This window comes from Pelomonas candidula (genome assembly GCF_043555985.1).
In the GTDB taxonomy this organism is placed as follows: Bacteria; Pseudomonadota; Gammaproteobacteria; order Burkholderiales; family Burkholderiaceae_C; genus Pelomonas; species Pelomonas candidula.
Genome location: NZ_JBIGIC010000007.1, coordinates 163,457 through 178,063, shown reverse-complemented (window position 1 = coordinate 178,063; position 14,607 = coordinate 163,457). Strand labels below are relative to the sequence as shown.

At 70.9% G+C, this 14,607-nt stretch carries 13 protein-coding genes; 6 read left to right on the top strand and 7 right to left on the bottom strand.

Going from position 1 to position 14,607, the window contains the following annotated elements; genetic code table 11:
- The first annotated feature begins 9 nt into the window (after nt 1-9).
- Nucleotides 10-1,956, top strand: a complete 1,947-nt coding sequence (locus ACG04R_RS15625; RefSeq protein ID WP_394412325.1) for a serine hydrolase domain-containing protein — start codon at nt 10-12, stop codon at nt 1,954-1,956.
- Here the strand turns inward: ACG04R_RS15625 and ACG04R_RS15620 are convergent.
- The gene (locus tag ACG04R_RS15620) at nt 1,943-3,235 is read right to left on the bottom strand and encodes an ATP-binding protein (RefSeq protein WP_394412321.1); all 1,293 of its coding nucleotides are present in this window, start codon (nt 3,233-3,235) and stop codon (nt 1,943-1,945) included. The genes ACG04R_RS15625 and ACG04R_RS15620 overlap by 14 nt on opposite strands.
- Nucleotides 3,232-3,942 (bottom strand): response regulator, encoded by a 711-nt coding sequence (locus tag ACG04R_RS15615; RefSeq protein WP_394412318.1) that lies wholly within the window; start codon nt 3,940-3,942, stop codon nt 3,232-3,234. The genes ACG04R_RS15620 and ACG04R_RS15615 overlap by 4 nt, the downstream gene beginning before the upstream one ends.
- A gap of 166 nt (nt 3,943-4,108) precedes the next feature.
- On the opposite strand from ACG04R_RS15615, the gene ACG04R_RS15610 reads away from it, so the two are divergent.
- Together ACG04R_RS15610 and ACG04R_RS15605 are read left to right on the top strand one after the other, a co-directional pair.
- Complete coding sequence (locus ACG04R_RS15610; RefSeq protein ID WP_394412315.1) at nt 4,109-5,092, top strand: serine hydrolase domain-containing protein; 984 nt, start codon at nt 4,109-4,111, stop codon at nt 5,090-5,092.
- A 31-nt stretch (nt 5,093-5,123) separates the two neighbouring features.
- The gene (locus ACG04R_RS15605) at nt 5,124-6,107 is read left to right on the top strand and encodes an alpha/beta fold hydrolase (protein WP_394412312.1); all 984 of its coding nucleotides are present in this window, start codon (nt 5,124-5,126) and stop codon (nt 6,105-6,107) included.
- 13 nt (nt 6,108-6,120) lie between these two features.
- On the opposite strand, the gene ACG04R_RS15600 is transcribed toward ACG04R_RS15605, so the two are convergent.
- A complete protein-coding gene (locus ACG04R_RS15600; RefSeq protein ID WP_394412309.1) occupies nt 6,121-7,389 on the bottom strand; it encodes a S1C family serine protease in 1,269 nt (422 codons plus the stop codon).
- Nucleotides 7,390-7,523: 134 nt separating this feature from the next.
- A complete protein-coding gene (locus ACG04R_RS15595; RefSeq protein WP_394412305.1) occupies nt 7,524-7,877 on the bottom strand; it encodes a hypothetical protein in 354 nt (117 codons plus the stop codon).
- Between the two features lie 233 nt (nt 7,878-8,110).
- On the opposite strand from ACG04R_RS15595, the gene ACG04R_RS15590 reads away from it, so the two are divergent.
- Both ACG04R_RS15590 and ACG04R_RS15585 read left to right on the top strand, forming a co-directional pair.
- Nucleotides 8,111-8,854 carry a MerR family transcriptional regulator gene (locus ACG04R_RS15590; RefSeq protein WP_394412302.1) on the top strand — a complete coding sequence of 248 codons (744 nt, stop codon included), beginning with the start codon at nt 8,111-8,113 and terminating at the stop codon, nt 8,852-8,854.
- The gene (locus ACG04R_RS15585; RefSeq protein WP_394412299.1) at nt 8,851-10,113 is read left to right on the top strand and encodes an MFS transporter; all 1,263 of its coding nucleotides are present in this window, start codon (nt 8,851-8,853) and stop codon (nt 10,111-10,113) included. Before ACG04R_RS15590 ends, ACG04R_RS15585 begins: the two co-directional genes overlap by 4 nt.
- On the opposite strand, the gene ACG04R_RS15580 is transcribed toward ACG04R_RS15585, so the two are convergent.
- From ACG04R_RS15580 to ACG04R_RS15570, 3 genes are all read right to left on the bottom strand, one after another.
- The gene (locus ACG04R_RS15580; protein ID WP_394412296.1) at nt 10,098-10,697 is read right to left on the bottom strand and encodes a PEP-CTERM sorting domain-containing protein; all 600 of its coding nucleotides are present in this window, start codon (nt 10,695-10,697) and stop codon (nt 10,098-10,100) included. The two genes, ACG04R_RS15585 and ACG04R_RS15580, sit on opposite strands and share 16 nt — an antisense overlap.
- 114 nt (nt 10,698-10,811) lie before the next feature.
- A complete protein-coding gene (locus tag ACG04R_RS15575) occupies nt 10,812-11,414 on the bottom strand; it encodes a response regulator transcription factor (RefSeq protein ID WP_394412293.1) in 603 nt (200 codons plus the stop codon).
- A 170-nt stretch (nt 11,415-11,584) separates the two neighbouring features.
- Nucleotides 11,585-13,495: an ATP-binding protein gene (locus tag ACG04R_RS15570; RefSeq protein WP_394412290.1), complete on the bottom strand. Its 1,911-nt coding sequence runs from the start codon at nt 13,493-13,495 to the stop codon at nt 11,585-11,587.
- A 115-nt stretch (nt 13,496-13,610) separates the two neighbouring features.
- Here ACG04R_RS15570 and ACG04R_RS15565 point away from each other — a divergent pair, with 115 nt between their 5' ends.
- Nucleotides 13,611-14,600, top strand: a complete 990-nt coding sequence (locus ACG04R_RS15565) for a TRAP transporter substrate-binding protein (protein ID WP_394412692.1) — start codon at nt 13,611-13,613, stop codon at nt 14,598-14,600.
- Nucleotides 14,601-14,607 lie beyond the last annotated feature (7 nt).

The window sequence follows — 14,607 nt, the reverse complement described above, 5'->3', positions numbered from 1 at the left end:
GGAGCCCCCATGCGCCGCCTGCTGATCACCGCACTGCTCGCCGCTGCGTTCGCCGCGAACGCCGACACCACTTCCGCCGGCCACAGCTATTCGCCGCCGGAAGCCTTCACGGCAAGCAGCACCGGCAACCTGCTGACGTTCACCGCGCCCGAGGGCGACGCGACCATCACCGTCGTCGACCTCGCCGGCGCCAGGGACGCGGCCGATGCCGTCGCGCAGGCCTGGCAGCTCGTCGACCCCGGCTTCAAGCGCACGCTGCGCCTGGCCACGCCACGGCCGGCCCGCAATGGCTGGGTGGACCAGCAGGTCTTCGACTACGAGACCTCGCCCAACGAGAAGCTCACGCTGCAGGCCATCGTGAGGCGCTCCAGCACCGGCGACGGCAAGGCCTGGTCCGTGCTGCTTCTGCAGGCCGCCGACGCGACGCTGGAAAAGCGCGGCGCGCCCATCGGCAAGTTCTTCGCCAGCCTGCGGCCACAGGGCTATCAGCGCGAGAGCTTCGCCGGCCGCACCGCCAGGCCGCTGACGCCCGAGCGCGTCGAGCAGCTCAAGGCCTTCGTCGCCGACGGCATGAAGCAGCTCGGCGTGCCCGGCGTGGGCCTGAGCTTCATCAGCGACCGGCAGGTCGTCTGGGCCGGCGGCCTGGGCGTGCGGGAGCTGGGCAAGCCCGCACCGGTGGACGCCGACACGCTGTTCATGGCCGCCAGCAACACCAAGGCGATGACCACGGCGCTGCTGGCCCGCGCCGTGGACGCCGGCAAGCTGCGCTGGGACCAGCCCGCCGCCGAGGCCTACCCGGGCTTCCGCCTCGCCGACGCGGACGTGACCAAGAGCGTGCAGATCCGGCACCTCGTCTGCGCCTGCACCGGCATGCCGCGGCAGGACCTGGACTGGATCTTTGCCGACGGCAAGGCGCCGGCCCGGACCACCTTCGACCAGCTCGCGACGATGAAGCCGACCAGCAAGTTCGGCGAGGTCTTCCAGTACAGCAACCTGATGGTGGGCGCCGGTGGCTTCATCGCCGCCGCGGCGCTCAAGCCGGGCAAGGAAGTCGGCGCCGCCTACGACGAGGCCATGCAGGAGCTGCTGTTCGGCCCGCTGGGCATGAAGAACACCACCTTCGACTACGCCAAGGTCATGCGCGGCAACCACGCGATGCCGCACGGCGACGCCGTCGACGGCAGCACGCGCCGCGCCAGCATGGACCTGAACTACACCATCCTCCCGGCCCGGCCGGCCGGGGCGGTGTGGACCTCGCCCAACGACTTCAGCCGCTTCGTGCTGATGGAACTGAACAAGGGCCGCACGCCCGAGGGGCGCCCGCTGATCGGCGAGGCCAACTGGGCCGAGCGCTACAAGCCGCAGGTCATGGTCGGCGAGGACATCACATACGGCATGGGCCTCATCGTCGACACGCAGTACGGCATCACCGTCGCCTCGCACGGCGGCGACATGCTGGGCTTTCACTCCAACATGATCTGGCTGCCCGAGTACGGCATCGGCGTGACCATCCTCACCAACTCCGACGCCGGCGTGCTGCTGCGTGGCCCGCTGCAGCGCAAGCTGCTGGAGGTCGTGTTCGACGGCCGGCCCGAGGCCGACGACCGCCTCAAGGTGTCCATCGCCAACCACCAGGCCGAGCTGGCCAAGTTCCGAGAACGGCTGACGCTGCCGGTGCCGGCCGCCGCCGCCAAGGCGCTGGCCGCACGCTATGCCAGCCCCGAGCTTGGTCACGTCAAGGTCAGTCGTCAGGCCGGCAAGCTGCGCTTCCAGTTCGACCACTGGAACAGCGAAGTCGCGCTGCGCCAGAACGAGGACGGCACGCAGAGCTACATGACCATTGACCCCGGCGTGGCCGGCATCGAGTTCGTGCGTGACGACAAGGCCGACCAGCCGACGCTGGTGCTGCGAGACTCGCAGCACGAGTACCGTTTCGTGGCGGTCAAGCCCAGCTGACCCTCGCCACCAGCCCGCCACCGTCGCGCGGCAGCAGCGTCAGCTTCGCGCCCTCGGCGCGCGCGATGCGATCGACGATGGCCAGGCCCAGGCCCGAGCCCGGCTTGCCGCCGCGCGCCGCGTCGCCACGCTGGAAGGGGCGCTTGAGCTCGTCGACGCGGGCCGGCGCGATGCCGGGGCCGCGGTCGCGCACCTCGATCCATGCCGCGCCGTCGTCCCGACCACAGGCCAGCTCGATGGGCGGCGCGCCGTGGTTCTGCGCGTTGACGACGAGGTTGAGCACCAGCCGGCGCAGCGCCTGCGGCCGGGCGCGCTGGCGCACGGCGGGGCCGTCGGCCAGCAGCGGGTGCGGCAGGCCCGGCGCAAGCGCCAGCGTCTCGGCGAGGAACTCGCGCAGCTCGATGTCCACGGGCGGCCGCTCCTGCTCGGCGGGGTGGGACGCACGCGCGTAGTCGAGGAACTGCGTCAGCAGCCCGTCCAGGCCATGCAGGCTGCGGTCCAGCGTGTCCAGCAGCTCCGCGTCGCCCTGGCCCGCGTCGCGCAACATCTCGCTGGCGAGGCGGATCTTGGCCAGCGGCGTGCGCAGGTCGTGCGACAGCCCGGCCAGCATCAGCAGCCGCTCCTCCTCGTCGCGCGCCAGTGCCGCGGCCATCTCGTTGAAGCCGCGCGCCAGCGCCGCCGTCTCGGCCGGGCCGTCGGTGGGCAGCACGAGGTGGCGCCGGCCCTCGCCGACGGCCTTGGTCGCCTCGACGAGCCGCGCCAGCGGCCGGTTGATGCGGCGCTGGATGAGCCAGGCCCCCAGCAGCGCCAGTGCGCCGCTGACGGCGCTGGCGATGATCCACGTGCGCGCAAAGCGGAAGGCGGGCTGCACCGACGGCACGACCAGCCAGAAGGCCACGCCGGGCGGCTGCACGGCGATCAGGCCGTTGGCCTCGCGGCGCCACGCCAGCTCGCCGTCCGCCACGCCGAGCTGCGCCGCCAGCTCCGTCAGATAGCCGCGTTCCAGCATCGAGATGCGCCGATGCCGCCCGATCTCCAGCCCCGAGCCGGCACGGTCGTTGAAGCGGGCCACGAAGCCCGCGCGCTGGTCTTCAGGCAGCAGGCTCAGGCCCTCGGCCACCGCCTGCAGGCTGCGCGCCGTCGCCTCGGCCGACTGCTTGATGCGCGGCCTGGCGACGAGCTGGCCGTAGGCCAGCGCGTTGACGATCTGGCCCAGCACGATGAGGGCCACGATGAGCCAAAGATTGCGGCCGAACAGCGTCGACAGGCCCCACTTCATCGCGCGTCAGGCTCCGGAATGAAGACATAGCCCAGGCCCCAGACGGTCTGGATGTGGCGCGGCACGCCGGGGTCGGCCTCGACGATGCGGCGCAGCCGCATGATCTGCACGTCGAGGCTGCGGTCGCTGACGTTGTGGTCGTCGCCATGCGCCATCGTCAGCAGCTTCTCGCGGCCCAGCGGCCGGTTGGGCTGGCTGGCCAGCGCGCGCAGCAGCTGGAACTCGACGGTACTGATCTCGACCTCGACACCATGGCGCTCCAGCCGGCGCTGGCTGGGGTAGAGCGTGAAGGGGCCGAAACTCACGGCCGCCTCGCCGGCCGGGCCGAGGTGGGCGCCGAGCTGCTGCTGCCGGCGCACCATGGCCTGGATGCGTGCCAGCAGCTCGCGCGGCGCGAAGGGCTTGGCGAGGTAGTCGTCGGCGCCCATCTCCAGGCCCAGCACGCGGTCCACGAGTTCACCGCGCGCGGTCAGCATGAGGATGGGGATGGTCTCGCCCTGGCCACGCAGGCGGCGGCACAGCGAGAGGCCGTCCTCACCGGGCATCATCAGGTCCAGCACCAGCACGTCGAAGCGCTCGCGCGCCAGCAGCTGGGCGGCGGCAGCGGCGTCGGGCACGGCGCGCACGCTCAGGCCCTGCTCGGTCAGGTAGCGCTGCAGAAGACCGCGAAGTTCGGCCTCGTCATCAGCAATCAGGATGCGGGTCATGCGGTGGATGTTAGAGACGCCGCGACGGGATGCTCCGGCGGAAAACGATGACAAACCGTTGCAAGGCGGCGGCGCCGTCAGATCCTGCAAACACTGCAACGGCCGCGGCAACCACTGCAGCGGCACGGCCGGGCAGCATGAAAGCACCGCATTCCGGAGACCGTCCATGCACCGCCTTGCCCTCACCGCCGTCGCCCTCGTACCGCTGCTGGCGCATGCCGAACCCACGCCGCTGCAGCGCGCCACCGCTGCGCGGCTGACGGCCGAGAAGTCGGCCGCCTGCGTGGCGGCCCAGCCGTTCTACTGGGAGCTGGGCAACGCGACGCAGCCGCTGGCCGGCGGCAAGGCCGGCGACAACGCGCCCGACCGCGGCACGGAGATGGCGATCGCGTCGGCCTCCAAGTGGCTGTACGGCGCCTTCGTCGCCGAGCGCCGCCAGGGGCAGCTGACGGCCGAGGACGTGAAGTTCCTGCACTTCCAGTCCGGCTACACCTACTACCACGTGTGCCGGCGCGACCAGTCCGTCGCGGCCTGCCAGGACAGCCTCATCAACGGCCGCGGCCGCAAGAACCCAGCCACCGAGAACCGCTTCGACTACAACGGCGGCCACATGCAGCAGCATGCGGTGCTGATGGGGCTGGGCTCGTTCGGCCCCGACGGCCTGGCGCTGGCCGTGAAGCAGGCGCTGGCACCGGCGCTGGGCTTCGACTGGCAGTTGAGCTACAGCCAGGCCATGCCGGCCGGCGGCGGCGTGACAAGCGCGGCCGAATACAGCCGCTTCCTGCGCGGGCTGCTGGACGGCCGGCTGCAGCTGAGCCGGCTGCTGGGCACGCAGGCCGTCTGCACCAATCCGCAGACCTGCCCCAACGAAGCCGTGAAGACGCCGATCCCGTCGACGGAAAGCTGGCACTACAGCATCGGCCACTGGGTGGAGGACGACCCCAACGTCGGTGACGGCGCGTTCAGCAGCCCTGGCGCATTCGGCTTCTATCCGTGGGTCAGCGCGGACAAGCGCTTCTACGGCATCGTCGCGCGCGAGCAGCGCAACGGCCTGCTGGGCGGCGACACGAGCGAGAAGCCGGCCGCGGCGTCGGTGGCCTGCGGGCGCGAGATCCGCGCCGCTTGGATGGATGGCGAGCCGCGCCGCTGAACTCATGAAAAGCACATCAGGGAGGACCGAATTGAACAGCACAAACACGCTGGCCACACTGCTGCTGGCCGCCAGCCTCAGCGCCTGCGGCGGTGGCGGCAGCGACAGCAGCGGCGGCACCACGCAGCAGCCGACGGTGACCGACCAGCTGGTGTCGACCACCGTCGCCGGCTACCCGCACGCGGTCAACATCTACCGCACTGCCGGCGCCACGCGCGCCATCGTGCTGCTGCACGGCGGTGGGGGCGACCTGAACGCCGTGGCCTACCAGGTGGGCCTGAACAGCAGCGCGACCACCGCCACCACCGCGACCATCAACTGGGCCTGGCTGGACGCCAACAAGGTGACGCTGGTGATCCCGCAGGGCCAGCACCTCGCCAGCAACCCGGGCGCGACGACGTGGAGCAACTATGCGATGACGTCGGGCCAGGACGACAAGGCCTTCCTGCAGGCCCTGGCCGCCCAGGTGCGCAGCGACTACGGCCTCACCGACATCACGCTGATGGGCCACTCGATGGGCGGCGCGATGACCAACCGCATGTGGTGCGAGTCGAACGCGACGTTCAGCCGCTACGTGTCACTGGCGGGGCCTGCGTCATCGACGTTCAACCAGGCGGCCACACCCTGCACGCCGGGCAGCACGGCCGCGCCCTACATGGGCATCATCGGCGACGCCGACAGCATCATGCAGACGGCCGGCGCGTGGGAGGCCGCGACGTGGACGGTGAACCCGACGGTCGTGCTGGCGTCCATCGAGGCCTGGGTCGACAACGTCGTCATCGGCGAGTTCCACCAACAGCAGGCGCGCACGGCGCAGGCCTGCGCCGGCACGCTGAGCAGCAGCGGCTACACGACCACGGGCAACGTGGACACGTGGTCCAGCTGCCTGGGCAGGCTGGTGCTCAAGCGCGTGCACGGCGCCGACCATGGCGTGGCCTCGCTCGACGCGCAGATGGGCGCCGCGTCGAACCTCGACGTGATGGATGCGGTGATGGCGTTCGCTGCGGCGCACTGAAGCACCGCGACGCTCAGCCGCCTTCGGCCTGCAGTTGCAGCCCGAGGCGCTGCAACGCCTCGGCGATGGGGATGAACAGGTTCACGCCGTTGCCGCTGCGCAGCTGCGCGATGCCGATGACCTGGCCGTTCCCGTCCACCAGCGGGCCTCCGCTGTTGCCCGGGTTGATGGCCACGTCACTCTGCAGGAAGGGCAGGCTCTCCACCACGCGGCGCGCGCTCAGCACGCCGCGGGTCAGCGAGCCGCTAAGCACGGCGCCGTAGGGCGAGCCAATGGCGTAGACGTCCTCGCCGATCTGCGCGTCGCCGGGGCGAACCGCCAGCACCGGCGTGGAGACGGCGTCGGTGCGCAGCAGGGCAACATCGCGCGCTCGATCCACGCGCAGCACCTCGCCCACCAGCGCACGCCCGTTGGCGAGCTTGATACGCACAAACTTGGCATCGGCCACGACGTGCAGGTTGGTCAGCAGATAGCCGTCGCGGCCGACGAAGAATCCCGAGCCGCTGCCGGTGCCGCTCTCCACGGTGACGACGGCCTGCAGCAGCGCCTCGCCCGCCTTGGCGACGGGGCCTGGCACGGTCGGCCCGGTGACGATCTGCAGCGCTGCAGGCGCCGCCGCCGCGGCCACCTGGGCCCGGCCACGCAGCGCGTCGGCGAACGCCGGATCAGCCAACAGGTTGGCCGCCACGTTGCGGCCGAACTGCCGGGAGAAATCGCCTGGCGGCAGGAACTGGTCGGCCTGGACCCCGCCCTCAAGCTCGGCGCTGTAGACGACGCGCTGCTCGCGCAGCGAGAACAGCTCCCACCTGAAGCGGCCCCAAGCGGCGCCCTTGGTGCCGCCGCGCTCGCAGACGCGGTAGTCCAGCGCCAGCAGCGTCACGCCGAGCCGGAAGTCCACGGCGGCGCTGGGGTCGGCCTCGAACACCGAGTCCTGCCCGGGCTTGCGCGTGAACTCGTACTGCACCGCCAAGTCCTCGAAGCCGCGCTGCACACGCTGCCGAAACACGGTGTCGTTGACGGGGCCGTAGTGGAAGGGCTTGCCGTCGCCGCAGATGAAACTGCTCTTGTCGAGCGAGCCGACGACGGTACCGGCCGGTATCGCCGAGACCCAGCGCGCAAACTGGATGCGGTGCGGCCGCGTGTCCTGGAACGGCACGGGCTGGCGCGTCTCGACGCGCGGCACGGGTTTGGACAGGTCCGGCACCTGCGCGCACACCGGCAGCGCAAGCGTGGCGGACAACAGCGCAGCGATGCTGCCTGTGGAAAGGCTTTTCTTGATCACGCGGAGACTCCCTGAAGCGGGCAGAGTCTAGGCGTGCGGCGCGTTGGAAAAGCTCGTGAAAAAGATCGAAAAGCCCGTCGGGCTGGCCGGCGACGCCGCTGATCGAGCAGGCGCAGCCGGCCAGGCGCCGGATCTCAGCGCGCTACCCGGTCGGTTTCCAGCGCGATACGGTCGACGCTGCCATCGCCGTTGCGGAACAGGCGCACGCGGCGCATGCCGTCGGGGCTGACGAGCAGCTCGTTGGTCTCGGCCTTCCAGTTTTCGAGCGGGCTGGCGTCCAGGCCGACACCGAGGCGCTTGGCGCCGACGAGCACCTTCAGCGTCCGGCCGTCTTCCAGCACGTATTCGCCCTGCGCTTCGCGCAGCAGCACACGGTCGGCTGCATTGGGGGCGGTGGATTCCTGGGCGCTCGCGGGCGCGGTCAGCGTCAGGGTTGCGAGCAGGGCGGCCGACAGGGTGAGCGGTCGCAGAACGGTCCAGGTCTTCATGGTGGGGTACTCCTTGGGTTTCCCGAAGCCAGTCGCTTCGGCAATCCACCTAGTGCAAACCCCGTGCCAGCCGTGTTTGCCATGTTTCTATACGGGTTTGCCCCAGGTTTGGGCTGAACATGCGCCGGTTTTGGGCCTGGCGCCTCGTCATGGCGCCCCGTCGACACCGCTTGACCCTCACGTAGCGTGAGGCTTCATGATCCGGGCCATCTCCTCCAACCCAATCCCGCGACATGGACTACACGGTGGGTGAGCTGGCCAAACGGGCCGGCCTGACGGTGCGCACGCTGCACCACTACGAAGACCTGGGCCTGCTGCGCGCCTCGGGCCGCAGCGAGGCCGGCTACCGCCGCTACGGTGAGGCCGACGTGCTGCGCCTGCACCGCGTGCTTGCGCTGCGCGACGCCGGCCTGTCGCTGAAGGACATCGCGCCGCTGCTGGACGGCGAAACGCCACAGCCGCTGGCCCAGGTGCTGGCAGCGCAGATCGAGCAGATCCAGGCCCAGCTGCTGGCCCAGGAGACGCTGCTGCAGACGCTGCGCAACGCCGCCAAGCGGCTGGAGCTGCACGGTGACAGCGGCGACGCGGTGCAGGTGCTGCTGGACGCGATGGCCATCCGCCGCGTGCATGAGCGCTGGATCAGCCCCGAGCAGATGCGCACCATGCGCCGGCACTGGGAGGCCGTGCCCGAGGCGGAACGCGACGCCATCGAGGCCGACTGGCCGCGGCTGGTGGCCGAGGCGCGTGCGGCGATGGAGGCCGGCAAGACCCCTGACGCACCCGAGGTGCACGCCCTGGTGCGGCGCTGGCTGGCACTGCAGCAGCGGTTCAAGGACCTCGCACCCGGCATGGAGGACACGATGAAGCGCATGTACGCCGCCGAGCCCGAGCTGGCTCGCCAGTCCGGCGTGACGCCCGAGCTGCTCGCCTACCTGCGCCGCTCGAAGGACACGCTGCCGCCTGAGGAGAAAGCATGACTGCCACCACCACCGACCCGCGCCGCGAGCTGCTGCGCAACACCAACTTCCGCTGGCTCACCGGCGGCGGCCTGCTGTCCATGCTGGGCGACCAGTTCACGCTGCTGGCCCTGCCCTGGCTGGTGCTGGGCCTCAGCCACGACCCGCTGGTGCTGGGCACCGTGCTGGCGCTGGGCAGCCTGCCGCGGGCGGTGTTCATCCTCGTCGGCGGCGCGCTGGTGGACCGGCACTCGCCGCGCACCGTGCTGCTGCTGACCCGCTGCATCAACTTCGTGCTGCTGGGCGCGCTGGCCGCGCTGACGGCCGGTGGCGGCATCACGCTGCCGGCGGTCTACGCCCTGACGCTGGCCATCGGGCTGGCGACGGCCTTCAGCTACCCGGCCAGCAGCGCCCTGTTGCCGCAGGCCGTGCCGGCGGCGCTGCTGCAGCCGGCCAACGGCGTGCTGATGAGCGCGCGCCAGATCGTCATGTTGCTGGGCCCGGTGCTGGCGGGCCTGCTGGTCACGTCGGGCAACGACCCGGCGCTGGGGCGCAACGGCCTGGCCGGCGCGTTCGGCTTCGACGCCCTCAGCTTCGCGGTGTCGGCCTGGACGCTGTCACGCGTGCGCACGCTGCCACGGCCCGAACGGCCGCCACAGGCCGTGCTGGAGGCCATCGCCGAGTCGCTGCGCGCCTGCTGGCAGGACCGCGAGCTGCGCGCGATGTTCCTCTACTTCGCCGCCATCGCCTTCTTCGTCGGCGGCCCCATCCAGGTGGCGCTGCCGGTGCTGGCGGCCGAGCGACTGCCGGGCGGCGCCGCGGCGCTGGGCGTCATGCTGGCGGTGCACGGCCTGGGCCTGCTGGCGGGCATGGCGGTGTCGGGGCTGAAACCCAGGTGGCGGCTGTCCACGCTGGGCGGCACGGTGCTGCTGATCGACAGCATCGCCGGCGTCGTCTTCCTCGCCTTCGGCCATGTGCACGCGGCCTGGCAGGGCGCGTTGCTGCTGCTGCCACTCGGGGCGCTCGCGGGCTTCGTGCAGGTGGCCGTCTACAGCTGGCTGCAGAAGCGCATCGCGCCGCAGATGCTGGGCCGCTCGATGGCGCTGTTCATGTTCATCGTCATGGGCCTGGCCCCACTGGCCTCGGCCGCGGCGGGCGCCGCGCTGCGTGTGCTGGACGTGACCCAGCTGTTCACCGCCGCGGCACTGTGCCTGCTGGCGGTTGTGGCGGTCGGCGTGCTGCTGACGCCGATCCGCGGCATCCGCTACGCCGAGGCCTGAGGCCGGCGACGCAGCGCGGCGCCGGCGCTCAGCAAGGCCAGCAGCGCCAGGCCCACGGACTCGGGCTCGGGCACCTGGTTGTTGACGACGAGATTGTCCAGCGAGATGTAGCCCAAGCCGCGGCCGCCGGAGATGCTCACGCTCAGCACCTCCTGGTCGATTTCCAGCGTGCTGTAGCTGCGTTCCAGCGCCGCGCTGACGCTGCCGCTGCCGCCACCGGCCAGCAGGTAGGACACGGTGACGACGCTGCCGACGTCGCTGTTCGGCACGTACCAGGACAGCCCCAGGTCCAGCCGGGCCAGGAAGAACGCCGCGCCGTCGACCGCCGTGATGCCCAGCGGGTTGGCGCTGTACAGCAGCGACGCCGTGCCGTTGTAGGCGCCGGGCAGCAGGTTGCCGAGCACGCCGTGCGGCGGCTGGTCGTCCACGCCCAAGCACTGGCAGGGCTCGGTGAAGCTGAATCCGTCGGTGACGAGGGTCGTCTGCGAGTAGTCGTAGCGCGGCTGGTAGCCGTCGAACGTGATGACGGCAGCCGTCGCCGGACCGAAGGCCGCAGCCAGCAGCAGGGTGGCGAGGAAGCGCATGGGGTCTCCGAGTGTTGTTCTAGGTATGGCTGCACATGCTGCCAGCACGATCGAGCGGCAACCACCCCGCACCCCACGTTCACGGGGCTGAGATTCGTGGGGGTCAGGCCGCGCTTACCGGCCCGCGATCAGCGTCGCCACCTCCGCCGCCGATCGAACGCCCAGTTTGGCGAAGACACGGGCACGGTGGACCTCGACGGTGCGGATGGACACGTGCAGCTCGTCGGCAATGATCTTGTTGAGCTTGCCGGCCGCCACGCGGGTCATGACCTCGTGCTCGCGCTCGGTCAGGCTCGCGAGCCGCGCCGAGCGCTCGGCGGCCTGGGCGCCCTCGGCCTGCATCGCCGCGTCCACGGCCAGCGCCTGCTCGATGCGGTCGGCCAGCGCGTTGTCGCTGTAGGGCTTTTCCAGGAAATCGAAGGCGCCTTTCTTCAGCGCCTCCACGACCATCGGGATGTCGCCATGGCCGGTCAGGAACAGCACCGGGTTGCGCAGCTGGCGCGCCAGCAACTCGTCGTGCAGCCGCGTGCCGGTCATGGGCTCCATGCGCACATCGAGCAGGAAGACCCCTTTCGGTGGCCCCTCGCGGTCCAGCGCCTCCAGCAGCGCCGGGCCGCCATCGAAGGCCCGCACCGCGAGGCCCCGCGAGCGCAGCAGGAAGGCGAGCGCGTCGCGCACGCCGGGGTCGTCGTCGACGAGGTGGACAGTGCCCATCATTTCAGTCACCTTGATGAACCGGTGTTCGGGCCGAGCGCCGGGCCGCCCCAAGCCGGCCCGTCTGGCGATGTGCTTGTCGGTCGATCCGACAAGCATCGCCGTCCCCTCGGGGGATCGACCAGGCTGGCCCGCGTTCAGCGGGGTGGGACTGGGCGAGGGGCCGCTCCATTTCAACCATGGACGGCCTCCCTGCTCAACGGCAGGCTGAACGAGAACAACGCGCCGCCGCCGGGCGCCTCGTCGGCGTCGAGCACGCCCTGGTGAGCCTCGACGATGGAGCGGCAGATGGCCAGGCCCATGCCCATGCCGTCGGCCTTGGTGGAATAGAACGGCGCGCACAGCTGCTCGACGCGGCGGCCCTGCAGGCCGGGGCCGTTGTCCTGCACGTCCACGCGCACGAAGTCGCCCGCCACGCGGCTGCTGACGGCGATGCGCCGGCCGCCATCTCCCGTCGGGCGGGCCTGAAGCGCGTCCGCCGCGTTGCGAACGAGGTTGATGACGACCTGCTCGATGAGCACGGCGTCGGCCAGCACATCGGGCACGCCGGGTGCCAGCGCCACGTCCAGCGCGACGCCGCGGCGCTGGCAGTCGCGCTTGAGCAGTTCGACGGCCGCGGTGATGACCTCGTGCAGGTCGCAGCGCTCGTGGCGGGGCTCGCGCCGGGTCAGGAACTCGCGGATGCGCGCGACGATGCGGCCCGCATGCTCGGCCTGCTGGCCCAGCCGCTTGAGCGCGCCGAGCACCAGCTCGTCCTGCACGCCCAGCTTGGCCAGCGAGTTGGTGATGCCGGCGTTGTAGCTGGCGATGGCCGTCAGCGGCTGGTTCAGCTCGTGGGCCAGCGTGGAGGCCACCTCGCCCAGCATCGTCAGCCGCGCGTTGTGAGCCAGCGTCTCGACCTGGCGGCGCTCGCGCTCCTCCAGCCGCTTGGCGTTGGTGATGTCGAGGATGGAGCCCATCCAGCCGATCTGGCGGCCACCAGCGTCCACCAGCGGCGACTCGAACACCATCACGTCGACGACGCGGCCGGAGCTGTGCCGCCAGTGCGCCTCGTAGCCCTCGCGCGGTGCGTGGCCGGCGAGGTTGCGGCGGTTGCGCTCGGCCACCTCGGCCAGCGCGTCCGGCGGCCAGTAGGGCATGGGCGGCAGCAGGCCCACGAGCCGTTCGGCGGGCAGGCCCACCATGTCGCAGAAGGTGCGGTTGACGTAGAGCAGCCGGCCGTCGAAGTCGCGCGCGCGCAGCGCCACCAGCGCCGAGTCCTCCATCGCGCGGCGCCAGGCGGCCTCGGTGCGGCCGGCGACCTCGGCGCGCTCGACATGGCGCATCTGCCGGCGCAGCAGCCAGCTGGCGACGGCGATCAGCGGCAGGAAGCCGGCCACCAGCACCAGCGCCAGCGGGCGCACGCCATTGGTGGCGGGCTCGCGCAGCGTCAGCTCCAGCGCCGCGTCGGTCAGCGTGGCCTGAGCCAGCGGGCTGGCACGCAGCGGGCCGGTCAGCGCGACGCGGTAGCTCGGCAGCAGGCCCTGCGCCGCACGCATCGGCGAATCCGTGGACGAGGCGATGACCTGGTCGGCGCTGTCCACCAGCTGCACGTCGTACTTGCGCGCCAGCCACCAGGGCACGCCGCGCTTGAGCAGCAGCGCCGGCGCGTAGCGCACGACCAGCACGCCGCTGGTGCCGACACGGGCGGTCAGGTGCAGCGACAGGCCATCGTCGGAGTGCGCGGCCTCGGCGTCCTCCGGCACCTCGGCCAGCACGCGGTTGCGGGCGTCCAGCCACGTCACCGACAGCCACAGCCGGCGCAGCCCCGCGTTGACCTCGGGGTGGGCCGCCAGCAGCGCCGCGCTGGGCGCCTCACCGGCCAACGCCGCCGCGAGCTGGCGCAGATGGGATTGCTCGTCGTCGATGCGGTCGCGCAGCTGGGCCTCGGTGCTGAGGGCGTCGGAGATCATCGTCTGGCGCTGCTGCTCCTGCTCGTCGGCCTCGTTGGCCCGCACCCAGCCCAGCACGCCCAGCACGAAAACAAGGGATAACCCCAGGGGCGCCAGCCAGAGGCTTCGGGTCAGGACGTCGCGCAATTGCATGCTCCGCAGTCTAGGGAGCGCCGCGCCCACGCGAAATGTGGAACTCCACAACTACCCTTCGAGCGGGCCGGCTTGAAGAATGCGATCCAAACCACGGAGACAGACTTTGGCCCTCATGCCCCGCCGCCTGCTGCTTGCCGCAGCGCTGGCCCTTCCCGTCGCGGCCCAGGCCGAGGCGCCCATCGTCATCAAGTTCAGCCACGTGGTCGCCGTCGACACGCCCAAGGGCCGGGCCGTGCAGCGCTTCAAGGAAGAAGCGGAAAAGCGCACCGCCGGGCGGGTCAAGGTCGAGATCTACCCGAACAGCCAGCTCTACAAGGACAAGGAAGAGATGGAGGCCCTGCAACTGGGCTCGGTGCAGATGCTGGCCCCGTCGCTGTCCAAGTTCGGGCCGCTGGGCGCCAAGCAGTTCGAGATCTTCGACCTGCCTTACCTCTTCACGTCCGAACAGCAGTTCGTGCAGGTCACCGAAGGCAAGATCGGCCAGGAGCTGATGGGCGCGCTGGAGGCCCGGGGCATCCACGGCATGGCCTTCTGGAGCGGTGGCTTCCATGTGTTCTCGGCCAACAAGCCGGTGCTCAAGCCCGCGGACCTCAAGGGCCTGAAGATGCGCATCCCCAGCTCCAAGGTGCTGGAGGCCAGCCTGCGCCTGATGGGCGCGCTGCCGCAGACCATGCCGTTCTCCGAGGTCTACCAGGCCCTGCAGACCGGCGTGGTCGACGGCACCGAGAACATCCTGTCCAGCTACACCTCGCAGAAGTACTACGAGGTGCAGAAGCACATCACGCTGACCAACCACACCCACACGGGCTACGCAGCCATCGTCAACAAGAAGTTCTGGGACGGCCTGCCGGCCGACATCCGCGCGGCGCTGACCGAGGCCATGAAGCAGGCCTCCGACTACGAGCTGCAGCAGGTGACCCAGGAGAACCAGGAAGCGCTAGCCGCGCTGCGCAAGAACCCGCGCGTGCAGGTGCACGACCTGAGCGACGCCGAGCGCGCCGTCTGGCGCACCACGCTGCTGCCCGTACACAAGGAGATGGAGCCGCGTGTCGGCGGCGCCCTGCTGACTCGGGTCTACCAGGCCACCGGCGCCGCGAAGTGAGCCCGTT

What these genes read in the sequence shown, in the direction of transcription:
- ACG04R_RS15585 (WP_394412299.1), top strand. Translation starts at nt 8,851, where the DNA reads ATGACTGCCACCACCACCGACCCGCGCCGCGAGCTGCTGCGCAACACC.
- ACG04R_RS15595 (WP_394412305.1), bottom strand. Translation starts at nt 7,877, where the DNA reads ATGAAGACCTGGACCGTTCTGCGACCGCTCACCCTGTCGGCCGCCCTG.
- ACG04R_RS15590 (WP_394412302.1), top strand. Translation starts at nt 8,111, where the DNA reads ATGGACTACACGGTGGGTGAGCTGGCCAAACGGGCCGGCCTGACGGTG.
- ACG04R_RS15565 (WP_394412692.1), top strand. Translation starts at nt 13,611, where the DNA reads ATGCCCCGCCGCCTGCTGCTTGCCGCAGCGCTGGCCCTTCCCGTCGCG.
- ACG04R_RS15625 (WP_394412325.1), top strand. Translation starts at nt 10, where the DNA reads ATGCGCCGCCTGCTGATCACCGCACTGCTCGCCGCTGCGTTCGCCGCG.
- ACG04R_RS15575 (WP_394412293.1), bottom strand. Translation starts at nt 11,414, where the DNA reads ATGATGGGCACTGTCCACCTCGTCGACGACGACCCCGGCGTGCGCGAC.
- ACG04R_RS15610 (WP_394412315.1), top strand. Translation starts at nt 4,109, where the DNA reads ATGCACCGCCTTGCCCTCACCGCCGTCGCCCTCGTACCGCTGCTGGCG.
- ACG04R_RS15615 (WP_394412318.1), bottom strand. Translation starts at nt 3,942, where the DNA reads ATGACCCGCATCCTGATTGCTGATGACGAGGCCGAACTTCGCGGTCTT.
- ACG04R_RS15570 (WP_394412290.1), bottom strand. Translation starts at nt 13,495, where the DNA reads ATGCAATTGCGCGACGTCCTGACCCGAAGCCTCTGGCTGGCGCCCCTG.
- ACG04R_RS15620 (WP_394412321.1), bottom strand. Translation starts at nt 3,235, where the DNA reads ATGAAGTGGGGCCTGTCGACGCTGTTCGGCCGCAATCTTTGGCTCATC.
- ACG04R_RS15580 (WP_394412296.1), bottom strand. Translation starts at nt 10,697, where the DNA reads ATGCGCTTCCTCGCCACCCTGCTGCTGGCTGCGGCCTTCGGTCCGGCG.